The sequence below is a fragment of the Streptomyces sp. NPDC091281 genome, assembly GCF_044757425.1.
Taxonomy (GTDB): Bacteria; Actinomycetota; Actinomycetes; order Streptomycetales; family Streptomycetaceae; genus Streptomyces.
On sequence record NZ_JBIVUY010000004.1, the window covers coordinates 227,694 to 251,325 of the forward strand.

11 protein-coding genes are annotated in these 23,632 nt (G+C 75.7%); all 11 read right to left on the minus strand.

The genetic code is table 11. The features are described from left to right. Window positions 1-101: 101 nt before the first annotated feature. The gene (locus ACIQPQ_RS12595; protein WP_401302984.1) at window positions 102-371 is read right to left on the minus strand and encodes an acyl-CoA carboxylase subunit epsilon; all 270 of its coding nucleotides are present in this window, start codon (window positions 369-371) and stop codon (window positions 102-104) included. 14 nt (window positions 372-385) lie between these two features. Continuing rightward, window positions 386-1,582 (minus strand): methionine adenosyltransferase, encoded by a 1,197-nt coding sequence (gene metK, locus ACIQPQ_RS12600; protein WP_401302986.1) that lies wholly within the window; start codon window positions 1,580-1,582, stop codon window positions 386-388. A 348-nt stretch (window positions 1,583-1,930) separates the two neighbouring features. After that, on the minus strand, window positions 1,931-3,049 hold the full coding sequence (locus ACIQPQ_RS12605; protein WP_401302988.1) for a class I SAM-dependent methyltransferase: 1,119 nt from the start codon (window positions 3,047-3,049) through the stop codon (window positions 1,931-1,933). A gap of 50 nt (window positions 3,050-3,099) precedes the next feature. Continuing rightward, window positions 3,100-3,819, minus strand: coding sequence for a 3-oxoacyl-ACP reductase FabG (gene fabG / locus ACIQPQ_RS12610; protein ID WP_401303569.1), 720 nt, complete (start codon window positions 3,817-3,819; stop codon window positions 3,100-3,102). 80 nt (window positions 3,820-3,899) lie between these two features. Beyond that, on the minus strand, window positions 3,900-5,135 hold the full coding sequence (locus ACIQPQ_RS12615) for a beta-ketoacyl synthase N-terminal-like domain-containing protein (RefSeq protein ID WP_401302989.1): 1,236 nt from the start codon (window positions 5,133-5,135) through the stop codon (window positions 3,900-3,902). 2 nt (window positions 5,136-5,137) lie between these two features. Then, entirely contained in the window at window positions 5,138-6,358 is a 1,221-nt protein-coding gene (locus ACIQPQ_RS12620) for a beta-ketoacyl-[acyl-carrier-protein] synthase family protein (RefSeq protein WP_401302991.1), read from the minus strand. Further along, window positions 6,355-6,609 carry an acyl carrier protein gene (locus ACIQPQ_RS12625; RefSeq protein WP_383773226.1) on the minus strand — a complete coding sequence of 85 codons (255 nt, stop codon included), beginning with the start codon at window positions 6,607-6,609 and terminating at the stop codon, window positions 6,355-6,357. Before ACIQPQ_RS12625 ends, ACIQPQ_RS12620 begins: the two co-directional genes overlap by 4 nt. A 64-nt stretch (window positions 6,610-6,673) precedes the next feature. Next, window positions 6,674-6,877 carry an MbtH family protein gene (locus ACIQPQ_RS12630; RefSeq protein WP_383773228.1) on the minus strand — a complete coding sequence of 68 codons (204 nt, stop codon included), beginning with the start codon at window positions 6,875-6,877 and terminating at the stop codon, window positions 6,674-6,676. Window positions 6,878-7,113: 236 nt separating this feature from the next. Then, window positions 7,114-14,526, minus strand: coding sequence for an amino acid adenylation domain-containing protein (locus ACIQPQ_RS12635; RefSeq protein ID WP_401302993.1), 7,413 nt, complete (start codon window positions 14,524-14,526; stop codon window positions 7,114-7,116). Continuing rightward, complete coding sequence (locus tag ACIQPQ_RS12640) at window positions 14,523-22,619, minus strand: amino acid adenylation domain-containing protein (RefSeq protein WP_401302995.1); 8,097 nt, start codon at window positions 22,617-22,619, stop codon at window positions 14,523-14,525. Before ACIQPQ_RS12640 ends, ACIQPQ_RS12635 begins: the two co-directional genes overlap by 4 nt. Continuing rightward, a complete protein-coding gene (gene sbnA / locus ACIQPQ_RS12645) occupies window positions 22,616-23,620 on the minus strand; it encodes a 2,3-diaminopropionate biosynthesis protein SbnA (protein WP_401302997.1) in 1,005 nt (334 codons plus the stop codon). The genes ACIQPQ_RS12640 and sbnA overlap by 4 nt, the downstream gene beginning before the upstream one ends. Between the last annotated feature and the right edge of the window lie 12 nt (window positions 23,621-23,632).

Sequence of the window (23,632 nt, forward strand, 5' to 3'; positions counted from 1 at the left end):
GGGCCGGGGCCCCGGCGGCACGGACCCGCAGCACGCCGAGCCGCCGACCGGGAAGGAACCGGTCGGCGGCGTCGGTGTGCCGGTGGGGCGGAGGGGCGAGGTCATCCCGTGTCCCGCCAGGAGCCCGCCGTCCGGTACTCGCCGGGGCGGCGCCGCCACCACTCGGCGACCGAGCGGGTGGCGTCCGCGGACTCGGGGCGCGACTGCGTGAAGGCGTACAGGACGAGGGTGAGCGCGGCGAGTTCCGTCAGGTCGGGGTCACCGGCGACCACCTCGAAGCGGGGTTCGGCGGCGGCACCGAAGGGTGACGGTGTCGGGGCGGGGGCGGGGAGGCCCGCGGGGAGCGGGAGCGCGGGCGGGTCGGTGTACACGGCGGCCCCGCCCCTCAGCCCAGGCCCGCCGCGGCGCGCAGCTTCTCGGCGCGGTCGGTGCGCTCCCAGGTGAAACCGGGCAGCTCACGGCCGAAGTGACCGTAGGCGGAGGTCGGGGCGTACAGCGGGCGCAGCAGGTCGAGGTCGCGGATGATCGCCGCCGGACGCAGGTCGAAGACCTCCGCGACGGCCTCCCTGATGCGGTCCACGGCGACCCGGGCGGTGCCGAAGGTCTCGACGAACAGACCGACCGGCTCCGCGCGGCCGATGGCGTACGCCACCTGCAGCTCGCAGCGGTCGGCGAGGCCGGAGGCGACGACGTTCTTCGCCACCCAGCGCATCGCGTACGCCGCCGAACGGTCCACCTTCGAGGGGTCCTTGCCGGAGAACGCGCCGCCGCCGTGCCGGGCCATGCCGCCGTACGTGTCGACGATGATCTTCCGGCCGGTGAGGCCCGCGTCGCCGGTCGGGCCGCCGATCTCGAACCGGCCGGTCGGGTTGACCAGGACACGGAAGTCGCTCACGTCGAGGTCGATGCCGCGCTCGCGCAGCGCCGCCAGCTCCGGGGCGATGACGTGGGCCCGGACGTCCGGGGCGAGGAGGGAATCGAGGTCGACGTCGGCGGCGTGCTGCGCCGAGACGACGACCGTGTCCAGGCGTACGGGTCTGCTGCCCCGGTACTCGACGGTGACCTGCGTCTTCCCGTCCGGGCGGAGGTAGGGCACGGTGCCGTCCTTGCGTACGGCGGTGAGGCGCTCGGCGAGACGGTGCGCGAGGGAGACGGGCAGCGGCATCAGCTCCGGGGTGTCGCGGCAGGCGTAGCCGAACATCAGGCCCTGGTCCCCGGCGCCCTGCGCGTCCAGCGGGTCGCCCGGCGTGCCGTCGGTGTCGACGCCGCGCGCGATGTCCGGGGACTGGCGGCCGATCGAGACGGAGACTCCGCAGGTGGCGCCGTCGAAGCCCTTGACCGAGTGGTCGTAGCCGATGTCGAGGATCTGGTCGCGGACGAGGGAGGCGACGTCGAACGACGCGCGGGAGGACACCTCGCCCGCGAGGTGCACCTGGCCGGTGGTGATCAGCGTCTCCACGGCGACGCGGGCGTACGGGTCCTGCGCGAGATGCGCGTCCAGGACGGCGTCGCTGATGCGGTCGGCGATCTTGTCCGGGTGGCCCTCGGTGACGGACTCGGAGGTGAAGAGGGTGCTGGGCATGGCGGAGGGTGCTCCTTTTCTTTTTCCTGGTCCTGGGGCGGGGCGGGGCGGGGTGGAGTGAGGGGAGCGGGGTGGGGGCCGCCGTGGTGGGACGGGGTCCGGGGCGGAGCCCCGTGGGAGGGCGGCCCGGCGGACCCGCACGGGCGGGTGGGTGGGAGAGGGACGGGGTCCGGGGCTGTGCCCCGTGGGAGGGCCGGTGGACTGGCCCGCACGGGCGGGTGGGTGGGAAAGGGACGGGGTCCGGGGCGGAGCCCCGTGGCGGGGCCGCAGACCGGCCCGCACGGGCGGCGGGCGGAGGGGTCCGGGCGCGGGCCCGGGGGTCCCTCCGGCCCACCGAGGGGGGACCCCCTACGCCCGCCCGGCGAGCAGCACCCGATGCATCGGCGTGTCCAGCAGCGCGACCCTGCGCAGCCCCGCGTCGGCGAGCCACTGGTCGTAGTCCTGGACGGTGTACGCGTCGCCGCCGCCGGTCGCCAGCATCGACGCGGCGAACAGGCGGAAGAACCGGTTCTGGACGTTCTCGGCGCCGGCCTCCTCGTCGACGATGTGGTCGACGACGGCGATGAGGCCGCCCTCGGTGAGGCCCTTGGCGGTCTTGAGGAGGAGTTCGTGCGCGGACTCGGGGGTCTGGAGGTGGAAGATGTTGACGAAGAGGGCGAGGTCGGTGCCGTTGCCCCAGTCGTCGTTCCAGAAGTCGGCGGTGAGGGGCTCGAACCGGTCGGCGACGCCGAGGCGTTCGGCCTGTGCGGAGGCGATGGCGGTGATGCGGGGCGCGTCGAGGCCGCGGGCGGTGAGCCGGGGGAACGCCTCCAGCAGGAGGTGGCTGTAGATGCCCGTACCGCAGCCGACGTCGAGGAGGAGGGCGTCGGTGTCGCCGTCCCAGCCGCGTTCGCGCAGCGCGTCCGCGAGGACGGAGACGACGGGCGGGGCCCAGAAGTTGATGCCGCGGGCGAGGGAGGTGTAGTCCTCCTCGGAGATCTGGTTGACCTGCTGTCCGCCCTGTTCGCCGCGGGCGCCGCTGCGGACGTTGTCGGCGAGGTTGCGCCAGGCGTGCCAGGCGACGTTGCGGTCGTGGGTGATCTTCCCGGCGAGGCTGTAGAGCCCGTCGGGGGCGAACACGGGGTGGAGGGCGGCGGGGAGGGTGTAGACGGCCTGGCCGTCGCCGCCGCGTTCGCGGCGCACGATGTCGTAGGCGTGGAGGCCGTCGAGGAGGACGCGGGTGGCGCGCAGGTCGGTGCCGAGGGTCTCGGCGAGGGCGGCGGCGGTGGCGGGGCCGCCGGTGAGGGTGGCGAAGACGCCGAGGTCCTGGGCGGCCTCGATGACGCCGGGCGCCCACATGCCGATGAGGTGCTCGTAGACGCGGTGGGTGGCGCGGGCGCCGCCGTCGTCGGTGGCGAGGAGCCGGGTGTCGACGAGCGGGGTGTGGTTGGCGGTGGCCTGGGGCGTGAGATCGACGGGCGCGGTCATGGCAGGTCTCCCGTGGTGGGGTGGGTGGGTGGCGTGGGTGCGGCGGGCGGTCATACGACGATCCCGCCGTCGATGCGCAGCACCGCGCCGGTGATGTACGCGGCCTTGTCGGAGACGAGGAAGGCGATGGACTCGGCGACCTCGTCGGCGGTGCCGAAGCGGCCGAGCGGGACGGCGGCGAGGGTGCGGGCGCGCTGTTCCTCGGTGAAGGCCCCGGCGGTCATGTCGGTCTCGATCATGCCGGGGGCGACGGCGTTGACACGGATGCCGAAGCGGGCGGCCTCTTTGGCGAGGGCGCAGGTCAGGCCGATGATTCCGGCTTTGGACGCCGAGTAGTTGCCCTGTCCGGGGTTGCCGGCGCCGGAGACGCTGGACAGGGTGACGATGGCGCCGGAGCGCCGTTTGACCATGGGGAAGAGGGCGGCCCGGCACAGGTGCGCGGTGCCGTCGAGGTTGGTGTCGAGGACGTCCTGCCAGTCCTCGTCGGACATGAGGAGCAGCGGCCGGTCGCGGGTGATGCCGGCGGAGGCGACGGCGACGGCGACGGGGCCGAGTTCCTTCTCGGTGCGCGCGACCCACTCCCGTACGGCCGGCGCGTCGGCGACGTCGAGGCGCTGGGCGAGCCACCGTACGCCGAGGGTGTCGAGTTCCTTGCCGAGGCCGGCCGCGGCGTCCTCGTCGGAGCGGTAGGCGAAGCTGACGGCGTATCCGTCGCGGGCGAGCCGTAGTGCGGTGGCCCGGCCGATGCCGCGCGAACCGCCGCTGATCAGCGCGACCTTGACGGCATCGGCCGTCGTGCCGGCCCGGTCGGCGCGGGCGGCGGTGGTCTCCCCCGTGGTGTGTGCGGTGTTCACCGTTCCTCCGCCTCGCCGAGCAGCCGGATCACCGCGCAGGCGACGGAGCCGTCGCGGTCGACGGAGGTGACGACGGCCGCCCGGCCGTGGGCCGCCGGGGTGCGGCGGGCGGTGGCGAGGAGGGCGGCGAGCTGGAAGGCGGCGGACGCGGCGGCGGTGTCGCCGATCCGGTCGTGGACGGTGACCCGGGTCGCCGCCTCGGTGCCGAACAGCCTTTTCAGCAGGGCGTTCTCAATGTGTCCGATACGGCCGGTGAGTCCGCCGCCGACGGCCGCCCACACCTCGGACGGGTCGACCCCGGCGGCGGTGAGGGCGTCCCGCACGCAGGCCTCGGTGGTCCCGGCGAGCGCGTCGTCGACGTCCACGCGGACGTCCACGGCGAGGAGTTCGGCGAGCGCGGTGCGTCCCTCGGGGATGCCGTCGCCGGGTTCGATCAGCAGCAGCGCGCAGCCTTCGCCGAGCGGTCCGGGGGTCTCGTCGGCGTCCCGGACGTGGTGCTCGATCCAGGAGCGGGACGGCGAGTAGTCCTCGACGGCGCCGACGAGGACGCGTTCGGCGCGTCCGGCGGCGAGGAGGCGCCGGGCGTAGCCGAGGGCGATGAGTCCGGTCGGACGGCCGCCCGCGAGCGTGGTGTTGGGGCCCTTGAGCCCGAACCGGATGGCGCTGGCGGCGGCCGGGCAGTTCATCAGCACGTTCGGCATGAACTGGGCGGGCACGTCGTACGGCTTGTCCTCGGTGAAGGAGGCCAGGGCGAAGTCGTGCTGGCTCTGGGCGCTGCCGAGGGTGGTGCCGAGGACCAGTCCGGTGCCGGTGCCGACGGGCACCGGCCGCTGCTCGCGGGAGGCCTCGTCGAAGAGTTCCCGTACGGCGGTGACGGCGAGGCCGGTGGCCCGGTCCATGGTGCGGGTACCGGCCTTGCCGAGGACCTGGCGGACCTCGAACCCCGGTACCAGGCAGGCCTGTTCGCCCGCGTGACCCTCGGGGACGGGGACGGACCGGATACGGCCGGTGGCGCGCGAGCCCGGCTGGGACGCGCCCGCGCCCGTGCCGAGGGTGGCGTCGCCGGTGCCCGTGCCCGTGCCCGTGTCGAGGGTGGCGTCGCCCGTGTCCGTGTCGTGGGTGGCGTCGGCCTGGATGCCGCGCGCGTAGTCGGCGCTGTGGACGCCGTAGGGCGAGACGGCCGACCAGGCGGTGATGTAGTGGCGGTCCGCGGGGACCGCTGCGGTCGTCATGATCAGGTCTCCCGGTGTCTGCCGAGGACGACGGCGGCGTTGTTGCCGCCGAAGGCCAGGCCGTTGTTGACGACGACCTTGAGTTCGGCGTCCACGGCGTGGTTGGGCACGCAGTCGACGGCGCACTCGGGGTCGGTGGTGCGGTGGTTGACGGTCGGCGGCACGAACCCGTGGGTCAGCGCGAGCGCGGACGCGGCGGCGCCGAGGGCGCTGGCGGCGCCCATCGAGTGGCCGAGCATCGACTTGAGGGCGACCGTGCGCGGCGGGCGGTCCCCGAACACCTGGCGGACGGCCCGGATCTCGGTGACGTCGTTGGTGGGGGTGCCGGTGCCGTGCGCGGAGACCAGGTCGACCTCCTCGGGCTTGACGCCCGCGTCGGCGAGCGCGAGCCGCATGACCTGCGCGACGCTGTCCAGGTCGGGCGCGGTGGGGTGGTGGGCGTCGCAGTTGAGGCCGTAGCCGAGGAGTTCGGCGTAGATCCGGGCGCCGCGGGCGAGCGCGGCGTCGCGGTCCTCCAGGAGGAGGACGCCCGCGCCCTCGGCGGTGAGCAGTCCCTCCCGGTCGGCGTCGAAGGGGCGGCAGCGGTCGGAGGCGACGAGGCCGAGCCGGTGGAATCCGGCGAAGGTCCGCCGGGTGAGGGCGTCGGCGCCGCCGACGAGCGCCCACTCGGCCTCGCCGGAGCGGACGGCGTCGTAGCCGTCGCCGACGGCGTAGTTGCCGGCCGCGCAGGCGGTGCCGAGGACGGAGGGCACCGCGCGCGGCAGCCGCAGTTCGCGGACGACGGCGTGGGCCAGCCGGTGGGCGGGCAGGCGGCGCGCGCCGACCGGGTCGAGGTCGGCGGGGGCGGTGCCCGCCGCCTGGGCCTCGACGAGCCGGTCGAGCGCGTCGGCCTCGCCGTCGGTGGTGCCGACGGTGACCAGGCCCGGCCCGCCGCGCAGGTCCGCCGGGTCGAGCCCGGCGTCGGTCACCGCCATGCGGGCGGCGGCGACGGAGAACTGCGTGGCGCGGCCGAGCTGTTCGGCCGGCGTGTGGCGGACCCATGCGGCGGGGTGGAAGTCGTGCACCTCGTGGGCGAGTTGCCGACGGAAGCCGGTGCGGTCGAAGCGGGTGATGGGGCCCGCCCCGCACCGGCCCTCGCGCAGGCCCCGGGTGAACTCGGTGACGCCGTTGCCGATGCTGGACAGGACCCCGATCCCGGTCAGCACCACACGCCGGGCGGTCATCGCGCCTCGGCCCGGGAGAGCACCTCGAGGACGGCCTCCAGGTGGATCATCTTGGGCAGTTCGTCCTGCTCGATCGTCACGCCGAAGGTGCGCTCCAGGGTGGAGAGCAGCTCGATCGCGGCGAGCGAGTCGGCGCCGTACTCGTCGACGAACAGGCCGGTCGGGGTCAGGTCCTCCTCCAGTTCGAGGGCGTCGGTGATGATCGCCCGGACCTGGGCCTCGACGGCGGTGTCGATGGTGATGGCACTCATGCGTGCGTTCCCTTCTCGGTGGTGTGCAGCGGGTCGTTCGGACGGGGTTGCGCGGTGCCGGCGGTCAGCCGGCCTCGGCGAGGCTCCTGGGCCGCAGGTCGGTCCAGGTGCGCTCGATGTGGTCGAGGGCCTCGGCCCGGCCGACCTCGGAGAGGACGGCGTTCCAGCCGTCGGGTATCTCCGCGAAGGCGGGCCACAGGCAGTGCTGGCCCTCCTCGTTGACCAGCACGTGGAATGTCCCGGTCTCGTCGTCAAACGGGTTTCCCATTACCGTGACGTGTCCTTTCTTTTCGCACGGTCCGCTTTTCCGCGGACCGCGCGGATCGCACGGACGCGGGCAGACTTATCCCGCGCGGGCCTTTCATGGATCGACCGGACAGGGATCGACCGGTCATGGCTCGACCGGAATCGGATCGACCGGTCATGGCTCAACCGGTCATGGCTCGACCGGAATCGGAATGCGGATTTCCGGGCGGGAATCTCCTCGGTGTTCTCGGTTCTTCCCTATTCCATGAGGTCGGTCAGCACGCGGGCGATGGCCGCCGCCGGGGTGGCGTCGAGCATGCCGTCGTGGTCGGCGTCCACCGCGTGCCGGACGATCCGGCCCGTGGTGTGCGCGGCCCAGGCGGTCTCGCCCGCGGTGCGCCGGTCCTCTTCGCGGGTGGCCGCGAAGAAGTGCAGGTCGCCCTGGTGGAGGCGGGGTCGGTGGCGTTCGGCGAGGGCGTCGAGGGTGCGGATGACGTGCAGCAGGCGGGTGTACTGGTCCTCGGTGAGGTCCGCCAGGGTGTCCCCGGCGGCGCCGAGCCGGGCGCGCAGCGCGGCACTCAGCCGGGCGTCGTCCTCGGGGCCGGCGGTGTCCCGGCCGTCGGCGCCGGTCCCCGCGGCGCCCCCGTCGGTGTCCTGCGCCGGGAATCCGTCCAGGTTCGCCAGCAGGGCGACCTTTTTCCCGGCTTCCGCCAATTGGCAGGCCATTTCATGGGCGACGACTCCGCCGAACGACCAGCCGAGAATATAGTAAGGGCCGTCCGGCTGGATTTCCACCATTCTTTCGACATAGTGGGCGGCCATTTCCGTGACGGATTCCGGCTGGGGTGTGTCGTCCTGGATGCCGCCGGCCTGGAACGCGTGGACGGGGGTGTCCGGGAGGTGGGCGGCGAGGCCGAGGTAAGGCCAGCCGAGGCCGACGCCGCCGTGCACGCAGAACAGCGGCGGGCGGCTGCCGTGCGGGCGGATCGGCAGGACGGTGGCGAACGCGGCGTCCCCGGCCGTCCCCCCGTCCCGGGCCGCCGTCTCGTACCCGGCCGTGCCCGCGGTGCCGCCGGTGCCGTCCGGGTCCTCGCCCGCCGCCCCGACGGGGACGGCGACGCGGGCCAGTGCGGCGGGTGTGCGGTGCACGAACACGTCGGCCGGGGTGAACCGGACTCCGGCCGCCCTGGCCCGGCCCACCAGCCGGATGGAGCGGATGGAGTCGCCGCCGCGGGCGAAGAAGTCGTCGTCGGCGCCCGCCCGTTCGGCGCCGAGGGTCTCGGCGAAGAGCCGGCACAGCAGCTCCTCGACCGGGCCCTCGGGGTCCCGTCCGGGCAGCGCCTCGGGTGCGGCGGGCGCGGGCAGCCTGGCCCGGTCCACCTTGCCGTTCGGGGTGAGCGGCAGGGCGGCCAGCTCCACCAGGACCGCCGGGACCATGTAGTCCGGCAGCGTCCGGGAGAGGTGGGCCCGCAGGGCGGCCTGGTCGACGCCCGCGGCAGCCTCTCCCGGCGCGCTCTCCTCCCCCGCGCCCGGTACGGCCGTGATCGGTACGACGTACGCCGTCAGCCGGTCGTCCCGCACCGTGACCACCGTCTGCGCGACGGCCGGGTGCGCCGCCAGCACCGCCTCGATCTCCCCGAGTTCGATGCGGAAGCCGCGCACCTTGACCTGGTGGTCGACGCGGCCGAGGTAGTCGACGGTGCCGTCGGCGCGCTGGCGGACCAGGTCGCCGGTGCGGTACATGCGGGCGCCGGGCGTCGTGGCGTAGGGGTCGGCGACGAAGCGTTCGGCGGTGAGGGCGGGCCGCCCGTGGTAGCCGCGGGCCAGGCCGACGCCGCCGATGTACAGCTCGCCGGTGGCGCCGGTCGGCACCGGGTCCAGGCCGGGGCCGAGGACGTAGACGCGGTTGCCGCCGAGGGGGCGGCCGACGGCCGGGGTGCCGGTGCCGTCCAGCTCGGTGGCGGTGGACCAGATGGTGGTCTCCGTCGGGCCGTACAGGTTCGTCAACTTGCGTGTGGCGGCGGCCAGTCGGGTGGCCAGGGCGGGGCTGATGGCCTCGCCGCCGGTCAGGGCGTGCAGTCCGGCGAGGGCGTCCGGGTGCTCGGTGACGAGGGCGTGCCAGAGGGTGGGCGTGGCCTGGACGACGGTCGCGCCGGAGGAGACGAAGAGGGCGGCCAGCGCCTCGGGGTCGCGGACGGTGTCGTGTCCGGCGAGGACCAGGGTGGCGCCGGAGACCAGCGGCCCGAACAGCTCCAGGTTGGCGATGTCGAAGCCGAACGTGGTCACCGCGACGAACCGGTCCCGCTCGCCGAGGCCGAGGCGGGCCCGCAGGTCGGCGAGGAAGTTCGCGAACGCCGCGAAGGAGATCACCACGCCCTTGGGGCGGCCGGTGGAGCCGGAGGTGTAGATCGTGTACGCCGCCTCGGCGCCCGAGGTCTCCGCCCCGGCGCCCGTCCCCGCCGCCGTGAACTCCGGTGCGTCCGGCACCGGTTCGTCCAGCAGCAGCCGCGGTACGGCGGTCAGCGCGGGCAGGGCGGCGGCCACGTCGGTCGTGGTGAGCGCGAGGACGGGACCGGCGTCCTCGACGACGTAGCCGATCCGCTCGGACGGGTAGGCGGGGTCGATGGGCAGATAGGCGGCGCCCGCCTTGTGGACGGCGAGGACGGCGACGACCAGGTCCGCCGAGCGGTGCAGGGCGACGGCGACGAGGCTGCCGGGTCCGGCGCCGCGGGCGCGCAGGGCGCGGGCCAGGCGGTCGGCGCGGGCGTCGAGTTCGCCGTAGGTGAGTGTCCGGTCCTCGGCGACCAGGGCGGTGCGGTCGGGGTGGCCGGCGGCCCGCTGCTCGAACCAGCGGTGCGGCGGGGTGGTCCAGGGGTGGGCGGGGGCCTGGTTCCAGTCGTCGAGCAGGGTGGCGCGCTCGCCGGGCAGCAGGGCGGAGAGCGTGCCGATCGGCTGGTCGGGGCGGGCGGTGAGGGTGTCGAGGAGGTGCGCGAACCGGTCGGCGAGGCGGCGGGCGGTGTCCTCGGTGAACAGGTCCGTGCTGTACTCCAGGCGCCCGGTGAGTCCGGCGGGGGCGCCCGCGCCGTCCAGGTCCTCGGCCAGGTCGAAGGCGAGGTCGAAGCGGGCCCCGCCGGTCGCCGCCGCACCGAACTCCACGGTCAGGCCAGGGAGTTCGAGGTCGGGGCGGGCGTTGTTGTGCAGGGCGAGCAACGTCTGGAAGAGGGGGTGGCGGGCGAGGGAGCGTCCCGGGGCCAGGGTCTCGGCGAGTTTCTCGAAGGGCAGGTCCTGGTGGGCGTAGGCGGCCAGGTCGGCGGCGCGGACCCGGTCGACGAGGGCGGTGAAGGTGGGGTCGCCGGAGACGTCGGTGCGCAGCACCAGCGTGTTGACGAAGAAGCCGACGAGGTCGTCGAGGGCTTCGTCGACGCGTCCGGCGACCGGGGTGCCGAGCGGCACGTCCTCGCCCGCGCCGAGCTTGGCCCAGAGGGTCGCGAGGGCGGCCTGGAGGACCATGAAGAGGCTGGCGTTGCCGCGGGCGGCGAGCGCGGCGGCCCGGCGGTGGGTGGCGGCCGGGACGGTGAACTCCACAGTGGCGCCCCGGAAGGAGGCGACCGCGGGCCGGGGCCGGTCGGCGGGCAGCGGGAGTTCCTCGGGCAGCGCGTCCAGGGCCTTGCGCCAGAAGGCGAGTTGTTCCTGGGCGAGACTGCCGGGCTCGTCCTCCGTGCCGAGCAGGCCGCGCTGCCACAGCGCGTAGTCCGGGTACTGCACGGGCAGCGGCACGAACCGGGGCGCGTGTCCGGCGGCGCGGGCGCGGTAGGCGGTGCCGAGGTCGCGGGCGAGGACGGCGTTGGACCAGCCGTCGGCGGCGATGTGGTGCAGGACGAGGGCGAGCAGGTACTCGTCCTCGCCCGTCACGAACAGCGCGGCTCGCAGCGGGAGTTCGCAGGCCAGGTCGAAGGGACGGGCGATCAGGGCACCCAGCTCGGGCACCCCGTCCCCGGAGGTCGGGCCATTCAGCTCCGGCATCCCGTCCCGGGCGGTCGGGGCGTCCGGCTCCGGCATCCCGCCCCCGGCGATCAGGCCGGCCGTCCCGTCGCCCTCGCGCCCGGTGGCGGTCTCGCTCACCGGCAGCGGTACGTCGGCCGTCTCCAGCACCTTCTGGTACGGCTCCCCGTCCGCCTCGGGGAACACGGTCCGCAGCGCCTCGTGCCGGGCGACCACGTCGTTCAGGGCCTGCCGCAGCGCCTCACGGTCCAGTGCCCCGGTCAGCTTCAGCGTCCACGGCAGGTGGTAGGCGCCCGCCGTGCCCTCCAGCCGGTTGAGGACCCACATCCGCCGCTGGGCGTACGACAGCGGGGGCCGCGCGGGCCGGTCGGCGGGCGTCAGCGCGGGCCGGGCCGGGCCCCCGGCGGCGTGCTCGGGCCGCTCGGCGAGGCGGGCGGCGAGCCGGGCGGGGGTGGGCTCCTCGAAGACCAGCGCCATCGGCAGTTCGGTGCCGAGCAGCGCGCGGACCCGGCTGATCAGGCGGGTGGCGAGCAGCGAGTGGCCGCCCAGGTCGAAGAAGTCGTCGTCGGCGCCGACGCGTTCGACGCCGAGGACGTCGGCGAAGGCACGGCAGAGCGCGGCCTCCTGCGGGGTGCGCGGTTCGCGTCCGGCGGCGGCCGGGTCGAGGTGCGGGGCGGGCAGCGCCTTGCGGTCGACCTTGCCGTTCGGGGTGAGCGGCAGCGCGGGCAGCACGACGACGACGGACGGCACCATGTAGTCGGGCAGCAGCCCGGCCAGCTCCTTCCTCACCCGCGCCGGTTCGGCGTCGCCCGCGAGGTGGGCGGCGAGGCGGGCGGTGCCGGTCTCGCCGTGGACCGTGACGACGGCGTCGGTGACGCCGGGCAGGGTGCGCAGCACGGCCTCGATCTCACCGAGTTCGATCCGGTGGCCGCGGACCTTGACCTGGTGGTCGCGGCGCTCCAGGAACTCCAGCGAGCCGTCCTCGTGGCGGACGACCCAGTCGCCGGTGCGGTACATGCGGGCGCCGGGCGTCCCGGCGAACGGGTCGGCGACGAACACCGCTCCGGTGCGGCGGGCGTCGCGCAGGTAGCCGCGGCCGACGCCGCGCCCGCCGACGTACAGCTCCCCCGGCACCCCGGCGGGTACCGGGCGCAGCGCGTCGTCGAGGACGTACAGGCCGGTCTCGCGGACGGCGCGGCCGATGGGGGCGCGTACGGCGCCGGGGGCGGCGGGGGCGGCGGGGCCGGTGATGAGGGCGTGGGTGACGTCGTCGGAGCACTCGGTGGGGCCGTAGGCGTTGACGAGGGGGATGCCGGGGTGGCGGGCCAGCCAGCGGCGGCACAGGTCGGCGGGGAGGGCCTCGCCGGTGACGACGAGGTGACGCAGGGCGGTGAGGGCCGGCGGGCGGGCGCCCGCGTCCCACGCGTCCAGGGCGGCGCGCAGCAGTGACGGCACGACCTCCAGGACGGTGACCCGCTCGTCGTCGGTGACGGCGAACAGGGCCTGCGGGTCGGCGGCCGTGGCCCGGCCGGTCACCCGGACCCGGCCGCCCGCGACGAGCGCGGCGAGCATCTGCCACACGGAGATGTCGAAGGTGACGGGCGCGTTGTGGACCAGCAGGGTGCCGGTGTCCAGGGCCAGGTCCTCGACCTTGGCGAGGAGGTGGTTGACCATGCCGTCGCGGTGCACCATCGCGCCCTTGGGGCGGCCGGTGGAGCCGGAGGTGAAGATGACGTAGGCGAGGTCGAGGGGGCCGCCGGGGGCGGCGGGGAGGGGCGCGCCGGGCAGTTCGTCGAGGACGGTGACGGGGATCGCGGGGGCGGCGGTCGTCGCCGCGCCGGGGAGGCCGTCGCCCGCCACGCCCGCCCCGGACGTGGCGGCGGCCGTCAGCACCTCGGCCGCCGCGTCCTCGTGGGCGGCGTCGGCCAGCAGGTGCCGTACGCCCGCGTCGCGGACGAGGCCCGCGCTGCGGGCCGTCGGGGCGTGCACGTCGAGCGGCACCCAGGCGGCGCCCGCGGCGAGGGTGCCGAGGACGGCGGCGACGAAGCCGCGGCCGGGCGCGGCGAGCACGCCGACGAGGGCGCCGGGGCCGACGCCCGCGTCGGTGAGGCGGCGGGCCACTCCGCCCGCCCGCTCGGCGAGTTCGCGGTAGGTGAGCCGTCCGTCGTCGTCGGTGACGGCGTCGGCGTCGGGCCGGGCCGCCGCCAGTTCACGCACCCGCGTGACGACGTCGGTGAAGGCGTCGCCCGCCGCGGGCGGGGTCGGCAGGTCGAGGACGTCCTCGCCGGGCAGCAGCGTCCCGATCCGGCCGAACGGCGTCGTGGGCGCGGTGAGCGCCGTGCGCAGGACGCCTTCGAGGCGGGCGGCGACGCGGGCCGCCTCGGCGGGGGCGTACCGGCCGGGGTCGTAGGACACCGTGAGGCGCAGCCGGTCGCCGGGGACGGCCATCAGGCTGAGCGGGTAGTGGGTGGCGTCCTTGGCGGCGAGGCCGGTGACGGCGAGGCCGGGCGCGGGGTCGCGCAGGGCTTCGGGGTCGAGCGGGTAGTTCTCGAAGACGAGCACCGTGTCGTACAACTCGCCGAGGCCGAGCGTGCGTTGGATGCGGGTGGCGCCGAGGTGCTGGTGGGGCAGGAGGGCGGCCTGCCGCTCCTGGAGCCGGGTGAGGATCTCGGGGAACGTCGCGTACGGGTCCAGGGTCACCCGGACCGGGACGGTGTTGATGAACAGGCCGACCATCGACTCGACGCCGGGCAGCTCCGGGGGCCGTCCGGAGACGGTGCCGCCGAAGACGACGTCGGAGCGGCCGGTGAGGGTGCCGAGGACGGCCGCCCAGGCGCCCTGGACGACCGTGTTGAGGGTGAGGCCGCGCTCCTTCGCCCAGGCCGTGAGGTCGGCGGTGAGGGCGGCGGGCAGTTCGAGGACGTGGTGTTCGGGCAGCCGGGACCCGGCGGCCACGGCACCGCTGCCGCCCCGCGCGCCGTCCCGGCCCTCGCCGGTGTTCCCCGCCGCGCCCGGCTCCCCCGCGCCCGGGTCGGCGGTGGTGCCCGGCGCGACGAGGGTGGGCTCGGTGAGCCCGTCCAGCGCCTCCCGCCAGGCCGCCTCCGCGCCCGCCGTGTCCTGGCGGGCGAGGTGGGCGAGGTAGGTCTTGTACGGCGCGACCGGCGGCAGCGGGGCCTCCGGGTCGCCGTACAGGGTGAAGAGTTCGCCGACGATGAGCGGCATCGACCAGCCGTCGAACAGGATCTGGTGGGCCGTCAGGACGAAGCGGTGGGCGTCGGGTCCGGTGCGGATCAGGCGGAACCGCAGCAGCGGCGGCCGGGCCATGTCGAAGGGCCGCAGCCGGTCCGCCTCCGTCAACTCCGCCAGCCGCCCGGCGTCTTCGGTGAGGGTGTCCTCCCGCCACGGCAGGGGTGCCGTGCGCGGGACGAGCTGGACCGGGTCGCCGTTCTCGCGGTAGCGGAAGCCGGATCTCAGGTGCGGATGGCGGTCCAGGAACCGCTCGGCCGCGGATCTCAGGCGGCCCGGGTCCAGCGGTCCGGCCAGGTCCAGCACCAACTGGACGGTGTAGACGTCCAGTTCGCGCCGCCCGGAGACCGCGTGGAAGAGCAGGCCCTCCTGGAGCGGGGTGAGCGGCAGGATGTCGCTCAGGTTGGATCGCGCGCGTGTCACAGGGAGGCCCCCCAGTCGTCCATCTCGTCCTCGAATGCGTCCAGTTCGTCCTGGCTGAGCGCCACCAGGTCCACGTCGCTCGGTGTGTGGCCGCCCGCGTCGGGGTCCTGGGCGTGGGCGACGAGCGCGGTGAGCGCCCGGAACCAGCCCTCGGCGACGTCGGCGGCGTCGCTCTCGTCGAGCAGCTCGCCCGGCCAGGTCCACACCGCCGTCAGCCGCGGCCCGTCCGGCCCGTCCTCGGTGACGGCGTTGAGGCCGAGCACGTGCGGCAGCGCGAGCCCCGGGTCGGCGCCCGCCGCGATCAGCGGGGACTCCGCGGTGGGCGCCCAGTCCGCGTCGGCGGGCGCGGGCAGCCGGCCCAGGTAGTTGAAGCCGAGCTGCGGGGCGCGGTCCAGGCCGGGCAGGGCCGCCAGGTGGCGCAGCACGCCGTGGCCGATGCCGTGGTCGGGCACCGCCCGCAGCAGCTCCTTGACCTGCTTGAGGGCCCGGCCCGCCGCCGGTCCGCCCGCCAGGGCGTCGGCCCGGTCGGCGGCGTCGAGACCGACCCGCAGCGGCCAGGTGGTGGTGAACCAGCCGACCGTGCGGCCGAGGTCGACGCCGTCGGCGATCTCCTCGCGGCCGTGCCCCTCCATCTCGATCAGCACCGGCCCGTCGCCGCCCCGGACGCGGGCCCGCCAGTCGGCGACGGCCAGCGCGTACGCGGTGACGAGGACGTCGTTGATCTCCGCGTGGAAGGCGGCGGTGACCTCGGTGAGGACCGCGCGGGTGGTGTCCGCGTCGAGGGTGCGGCGCAGGGTGCGGGCGGTGGCGTGGGTGTCCCGCGCCGGGTCGAGGGCGCGCGCGGCGAGCAGCGGGTCGGGCGCGGCCAGCGTCCGCCGCCACAGCTCGGCCTCGGCGTCCCGGCGCCCGTGCGCGGCCTCCTCGGCGAGCAGCCCGCTCCAGTGCCTGAGCGACGTGCCGACGGGCTCCAGTACGGTGGCCGCCCCCTCGGCGGAGGCGCCCCCCTCCTCGGCCGCCGTGTGGGCGCGGGCCAGGTCCTCGACGAGGATGCGCCAGGAGACGCCGTCGACGACCAGGTGGTGGGCGGTGAGGACGAGGCGGCCGGGCTGGTCGGCGCCCGCGTCGAGCCAGGTGGCCCGCAGCATCGCGCCGTCGCGGGGCGCGAGGCGTCCGGCGTCGCGGCGGGCGGCCCGGCGGACGGCGTCCGCGAGGCCCGCCGGGTCCAGCCGGGCCACGTTCTCCCGGCGCAGCAGCCACGGCGCGTTGACCGTGCCGGGCGGCCGGGTCTCCAGGGTCCACGTGCCGTCGGCGACGTGCAGCCGGGCGCGGAGCGCGTCGTGGTGGTCGAGGACGGTCTGGAGGGCGGTGGCGAGCCCGGCGCGGGTGGTGCCGGGCGGGGTGCGCAGCGCGACGGCCTGCCGGAACGCGTCGTACGGGCCGTCGAGGCCGCGCAGCCAGTGCGCGATCGGGGTCGGCGCGAAGGTGCCGGTGCCGTCGTCGGTGCCGCGCACCGTCTGCTCCTCGACCGGCCGGGCGACGAGGGCGAGCGCGGCGGGCGTGCGGTGCAGGAACACGTCCTGCGCGGTGATCAGCAGGCCCGCGGCGCGGGCCCGGCCGACGAGCTGGATGGAGCTGATGGAGTCGCCGCCGAGGTCGAAGAACCCGCTGTCGGCGCCGACTTCGGGCAGCCCGAGCACCGTCGCGAACACCGCGCAAAGTGCCCGTTCCGGCGCGGTGGCCGCGGCCCGGCCGCGGGTGGCGTCGGTGTAGTCGGGGGCGGGCAGGGCGCGCCGGTCGAGCTTGCCGTGCGTGGTCAGCGGCAGACCGTCGAGGGCGACCACGGCGGCGGGGACCATGTAGTCGGGCAACTGCCCGGCCACGTGGGCGCGCAGGGTCGCGGGGGCGGGGGCGGCGCCGGTCGCGGGGACGACGTAGGCGACGAGCCGCTTGTCGCCGGGGCGGTCCTCGCGGATGAGGACGGCGGCCCGGTCGACCTCCGGGTGGGACTGCAACGCGCCCTCGACCTCGGTGAGTTCGATACGGAAGCCGCGCAGCTTGACCTGGTCGTCGGCGCGGCCCACGTAGTCGAGGGCGCCGTCGGGCAGCCGCCGCACCAGGTCGCCGGTGCGGTACATGCGGGCGCCGGCCGGACCGGCGGGGTCGGTGACGAACCGCTGGGCGGTCAGGTCGGGGCGGCCGAGGTAGCCGAGGGCGAGGCTCGCGCCGCCGACGTACAACTCGCCGGTGACGCCCGGCGGGACGGGCCGCAGGTCGTCGTCGAGGACGTGCACGACCGTCCCGGCGAGCGGGGTGCCGATGGGCGGGCGCCCGCCGGGGACGAGGGGGGTGCTGACGGTGGCGCAGACGGTCGTCTCGGTGGGGCCGTAGGCGTTGAGCAGGACCGTGTTGGCGGCCCACTTCTCCACCACCGCGGGCGGGCAGGCCTCCCCGGCGGTGATGACGGTGGTGCCGGACGGCACCGGGCGGTCCTCCGGCCAGGCCGCCAGCACGGCGGGCGGCAGGCAGACCACGTCGACGTCCGCCTCCGACAGGAACGCGGCCAGCGGGTCGCCGGGCGCGCGCTGCTCCTCCGTGGCGAGGACCAGGACGGCGCCGGTGACGAGGGTGGTGAGGACCTCCCAGGCCGCCGCGTCGAAGCTGAGCGCCGCGAACTGCAGGACCCGGCCGCCCTCCCGCACCCCGAACCGCCCGGCCTGCGCGGTCAGCGCCGTCGCGGAGGCGTGCCCGACGACGACGCCCTTGGGGCGGCCGGTGGAACCGGAGGTGTAGATGACGTACGCCGGGTCGCCGGCCGCCGGTCCGGCGCCGGGGGCGCGGGCGGGCCGCCCGGCCAGGTCGGCGAGGACGGCGCCGTCGTCCAGGACCAGCGGCGCGGGGGCGTCCGCCGGGACGCGGTGGGCGACGGCGGCCGTGGTGAGCACCGCGGCCGGGGCCGCGTCACCGAGGACGTACGCGATGCGGTCGTCGGGGTAGGCGGGGTCGACGGGCAGGTACGCGGCCCCGGCGGCGAGGACGGCCAGGATCGCGGTGACGGTGTGCGCGGAGCGGTCGGCCATCAGCGCCACCACCTGCCCGCGCCCCACCCCCCGCTCGACGAGGAGGTGCGCCAGCCGGTGCACGCGGTCGGCGAGGTCGCCGTACGACACGGTGGTGCCGTCGGGCAGCGCCAGCGCCGGGCGGTGCGGGTCGGTCGCGGCGCGGGCCGCGAACAGGCGGGGCACGGTGGTCGGTTCGGGCCGGGCGACGGCCGCGCCGTTCCACTCGGTGAGCCGCTCCCGCTCGGCGGGCAGCAGCACGTCGAAGCCGCTGAGCGCGGTGTCCGGCCGCTCGGTGAGCGCGCGCAGGAAGCCCACCAGCCGCTCCGCGACCGACACGGCCGTGGCGTGCGTGAACAGGTCGGCGCTGTACTCCAGCAGGCCGCCGATCCCTTCCGGGCGGCCCCGCCCGTCCTGCTCCTCGGTGAGGTCGAAGGCCAGGTCGAAGCGGGCGGTGCCGGTGGGGAGCGCGCGGGTCTCCGCGACGGTGCCGGGCAGCGCCAGGTCCGCGGGGGCGTTGTTCTGGAGCGCCAGCAGCACCTGGAACAGCGGCTGCCGGGCCAGTGAGCGCTCCGGGTTGAGCGCGTCCACCAGCCACTCGAACGGCACGTCCTGGTGGGCGTACGCGGCCAGGTCGGTGGTGCGGGCGCGGGCGATCAGATCGCGGAAGGTGGGGTCGCCGGAGACGTCGGTGCGCAGCACCAGCGTGTTCACGAAGAAGCCGACCTGCCCCTCCAGGGCCGCGTCGGTGCGGCCCGCGACCGGGGTGCCGAGCGGGATGTCGGTGCCCGCGCCGAGCTTGCGCAGCAGCGCGGCGAGGGCGGCCTGGAGCACCATGAAGACGCTGGCCCCGGTGGCACGGGCGAGCGCGGTGACGGCCTCGTGCAGCTCCCGCTCCATCCGGAACTCCACCCGGCCGCCGCGGTGACCGGGCAGCGCCGGGCGCGGGAAGTCGGCGGGCAGCTCCAACTCGTCCGGTATCCCGGCCAGTTGTCCGGTCCAGTAGGCGAGCTGGCGGGCGGCGGGGGAAGCGGGAGCGATGGCGTCGGCGGTGCTCCCGGCGCCTTCGGGGCCGTCGCCGAGCAGCTCGCGCTGCCACAGCGTGTAGTCGGCGTACTGGATCTCCAGCGGCGCCCAGTCGGGGGCGCGGCCCTCGGCGCGGGCGGTGTAGGCGGTGCGCAGGTCCTCGGCCAGCGGCAGCACCGACCAGCCGTCGCCCGCGATGTGGTGCAGCACGACGAGCAGGACGTGCTCACCCTCCGCAAGGCGGAACAGCTCGGCGCGCAGCGGGAGTTCGGCGGCGAGGTCGAAGGGGCGGACGGCGCGGTCGGCGAGAAGGTCGTCGAGGGGGGCATCCAGGGGGGCGTCGTCACCCGGTGCGCCTGCGGCGTCGCCGCCTCCGTCACCGCTGCGCGGGACGTCCGTGACGGGCAGGTCGAACGGCCTGTTCTGCGGGGGCAGGACGACCTGGACGGCCCGGCCGTCGCGCTCCGGGAACACCGTCCGCAGCGACTCGTGGCGGTCCACGACGTCCCCGAGGGCGGCGGCGAGCGCCGCCGCGTCGAGCGGCCCGGTCAGCCGGACGGCGCGCGGCAGGTGGTAGCCGACGGCCGCCGCCGGGTCGAGCCGGTGCAGGAACCACAGCCGCCGCTGGGCGAAGGACAGCGGCAGTTCGGCGGGCCGCTCGCGGACGGTGACGGCGGGCCGGGCGGCCCCCGCCCCGGCGAGGTGCCCGACGAGCGCGGCCACGGTCGGCGCCTCGAACAGGGTGCGCACGGGCAGTTCGGCGCCGAGCAGCACCCGGATACGGCTGATCACACGCGTGGCGAGCAGCGAGTGGCCGCCGAAGGCGAAGAAGTCGTCGTCCAGGCCGACCTGTTCGACGCCGAGGACCTCCGCGAACACCGCGCACAGCACCTGCTCCTGCGGGGTGCGCGGCGCGCGCCCCGCGCGGTCGGCGGTGAGGTCGGGGGCGGGCAGCGCCTTGCGGTCGACCTTGCCGTTCGGGGTGAGCGGCAGCCGGTCCAGGACCACGAACGCGGCCGGGACCATGTAGTCGGGCAGGGTGGCGGCGAGTTCGGCCTTCACCTCGGCCACCTCGACGTCCCCGGTGACGAACGCGGCGAGCCGGGTGTGGCCCGCGCTGTCCACGGCGACGTCGACGGCCGCGTCGGTGACGCCGGTGACCTGCCGCAACGCGGCCTCCACCTCACCGAGTTCGATGCGGTGGCCGCGGATCTTGACCTGGTGGTCGACGCGCTCCAGGAACTCCAGCCGCCCGTCGGCGCGGTGCCGGACCCGGTCGCCTGTGCGGTACATGCGGGCGCCGGGCGCCGGGGCGAAGGGGTCCGCGACGAACACGGCCGAGGTGCGGCGCGGGTCGTCCAGGTAGCCGCGGCCGACGCCGACCCCGCCGACGTACAGCTCGCCGGGGGCGCCCACGGGCACCGGGCGCAGACCGTCGCCGAGGACGTACAGCCGGGTGTTGCGGATGGCGGAGCCGATGGGGGTGTGCACGTCGCCGAGGTCGGCGGCGGAGCGGATGAAGGCGTGGGTGACGTCGTCGGAGGCCTCGGTGGGCCCGTAGGCGTTGACGAGGGGGATGTCCGGGAAGTGGGCGAACCAGCGGCGGCACAGGTCGGCGGGGAGCGCCTCGCCGGTCACGACGAGGTGGCGCAGCGGGGTGAGCGCGGGCCGGGCGGCGCCGCTGTCCCAGTCGTCGAGGGCGGCGCGCAGCAGCGACGGCACGACCTCCAGGACGGTGACGCCGTCGGTGTCGACCAGCGCGAACAGGCCCTGCGGGTCGGCGGCGAGGGCGCGCGGCACGACCCGGGTCCGGCCGCCCGCGACGAGCGCGGCCAGCATCTGCCAGACCGAGATGTCGAAGGTGACGGGCGCGTTGTGCACCAGGACGTCGGCGGGGGTCAGCCCGAGGTCCTCGACCTTGGCGAGGAGGTGGTTGACCATGCCGTCGCGGTGCACCATCGCGCCCTTGGGGCGGCCGGTGGAGCCGGAGGTGAAGATGACGTACGCCAGGTCGTCGCCGCTGCCCGGCGCCGGGGCCACCGGCGGCGCCGACTCCTCGGCGGGCAGGGGCTGTTCGCGCAGCTCGACGATGGTCGGCCAGTGCTCGCCGGCCGCCAGCAGCTGGTGGGCGTAGCCCTCGCGGGCGGGGCTGAACAGCAGGGCGTCGGCGCCGCTGTCGGCGAGGAGGGCGGCGCCGCGGGCGACGGGCGCGTGCACGTCGAGCGGAATCCAGGCGGCCCCCGTCGCGAGGACGCCGAGCACGGCGGCGACGAACTGGGCGCCCGGATCGGCGGCCAGCGCCACCAGCGACCCGGTGGACACCCCCGCCCCCGCCAGCCGGCCGGCCACCTCGTCGGCGCGGGCGCGGAGTTCGGCGTACGTCAGCCGTACGGTGCCGTCGTCCACGGCGACCGCGCCCGGATCGGCGGCGGCCAACTCCCGCACCCGTGCGACGACGTCGGTGAAGCCGCCGGTGCGGGCGGTGGCGTTCCAGTCCTCCAGGACGAGCCGCCGCTCGGCGGGCAGGGTGACGTCGAGGCGGCCCAGCGGCAGGTCGGCCGGGGCGGCCGCGAAGCCCTCCAGGTGTCCGAGCAACCGCTCGCCGTGCGCGGCGAGTTCGGCCTCGGTGAACAGGCCCGGATTGGCGTCCAGGCGGAGCGTCCAGCGCCCGTCCGGGGCGTCCAGGTAGATCACCTGGAGGCCGGGGACCGGGCCGGTGGACAGGTTGTGCAGCCGGCCCGTGCAGGCGCCGAGGACGAGGTCGGCGCCCGACTCCAGGACGTTCACGGTCGGCCCGAACGACAGCTCCGCCTCACCGGACAGGCCGAGTTCGCGGCGCAGCCGGTCGCCCCGGTAGCCCTGGTGGCGCAGCGTGGTGCGCAGGGCGGCGGCGGTGCCCTCCAGGAGGGCGCCGCGGGTCAGCGCGGGCGGCACCGCCAGCGGCAGCGGCAGGAAGTTGGCGCGCATGCCGGGCACCGTGCGGGCGGCGGCCGTGGAGCGGGCGGGCACCGGCAGCGTCAGCAGGACGGCGCTGCCGCCGGTGACCTGGGCCAGATAGGAGGCGGTGGCCCCGACCAGGGCGGCCGGGAGGGTGACCCGGCTCTCCCAGGCGGCGCGCTCCAGCCGGGTGACCGTCGCCGCGGGAACGGGGGAATTCCACCGCAGCGTGTGACGGGTCCGGGCGGGGCGGCGCGGGGAGAGCCGGGTCGGCTCGGGGGTCTCCGCGAACCGGCCGGCCCAGAACCGGGCGTCCCGCTCGTGCCGCGCGGAGTCGAGATAGGCCCGCTCGTCGTCGACCAGGACGCGCAGGGCGGGCAGCGGAGTGCCGGGGACGGCGACGGGGGCCGCGGGGATGGCAGCGGCGGCGGGGGCCGCGTCGGTCCCGGCGCCCTCGGACGGACCGGTGCCTTCGGACAGACCGGTGCCCGTGCCCCGCGCCCCCGCTCCGGCCGTGCCGTCGCCCTCCCCCGCCGCGTACAGCTCGGCGAACCGGCGGTAGAACGGGGTGCGGCTGAAGCCGTCGAGGAGGATGTGGTTGGCGGAGACGTAGAAGCGGTGGTGCTCGTCGGCGAGCCGGTGCAGCTGCCAGCGCACGGCGCCGTCGCCGAGGGAGGACGGCAGCGCCAGGTCCTCGTCCATCAGCCGCCGGGACAGCGCGTCCGGGTCGTCCGCGCCGCGCAGGTCGCGCACCGCCACTCCGGGCGCGGCGAGCGGCCCGGCCGGGTCGGCGGGGTCCGCGCCGTACAGGCCGCCCTCGCGGACCTCCCAGGTGAACGCCCGCACCGTCTGGACGGCCTCGCCGTCGCGCTCGGTGAACCCGGCGCGCATGGCCTCGGTCTCGGCGAGCAGCCGGTGCCAGGCCGCGGCGAACGCGGCCGGGTCCAGCGGCCCGTGCAGGTCGAGGTGGTCGGCCATGGTGAAGACCGGGTTGCCGGGGTCGAGTTGCTGGGCGTACCACATCTCCCGCTGCGCGAGCGAGAGCGGCAGTTCGTGGCTGAACGACTCGCTCATCGTTGATTCACTCCAGAAGTGGCGGGGGTCGGCCCGGTCCCGAGGCCGAACTCGTCGAGGCCGTAGATGTCCTGGACCCAGTTGCTCTGGTAGATCGTGTCCAGGTAGCGATCACCGAGGTCGGGCGAGATGGCCACCGCGGTGACGTCCTCCCCGGGCCGGTGCTCGGCCAGCCAGCGCACCGCGCCGTTGACGACCGTGCCGGTGGAGCCGCCGAACAGGAAGCCGCTGCGGGCCAGTTGGTGACAGGTGCGGATGGTGTCGATCTCCGGGACCAGGACCATGTCGTCGACGTACGACTCGTCGAAGAGGGCGGGCCGCACCCCGGCGCCGAGGCCGGGGATCATGCGGTTCCCGGCGGGTCCGCCGAAGGTGACCGAGCCGACGCTGTCGACGCCCACGACCTTCACCCGCGAGCCGGGGCGGTCCTTGAAGTACCGGGCGCAGCCCATCAGCGTGCCGGTGGTGCCGGCGCCCACGAACAGCAGGTCCAGCGCGGGGAACTGCTTCTCGATGGCGGGCGCGGTGGTGCGGTAGTGCGCCATCCAGTTGTTGGCGTTGGCGTGCTGGTTGAGCCAGAGCACGCGCTCGTCCTCGGAGCAGAGGGAGCGTACGTGGTCCAGCCGGGCGCCCAGGAAACCGCCGGAGCCGGTGGCCTCGGTGATCACGTGCACCTCTCCGCCGAGCGACTCGATGGCCTGCCGGGTGGTGAGGTTCGTGCGGGCGTCGACGACGCAGATGAAGCGATATCCCTTGGCGGCGGCGATCATGCTGAGGGCCAGGCCCAGGTTGCCCGACGAGGACTCCACGAGTACGGAGTCCGGTCCCAGCGCGCCGCTTCGCTCGGCCGCGTCGATCATGGAGGCGGCGGCCTTGAGCTTCACCGAACCGGCGAAGTTGAAGGCCTCGCACTTCAGATAGAGCGGCCATCCGTACAACTGCCGCAGGTCTACGAAGAGATCCTCCTCGTGGAACTCCTGCGGGGTACCGATGATGGGCACCGTGCCCGACCT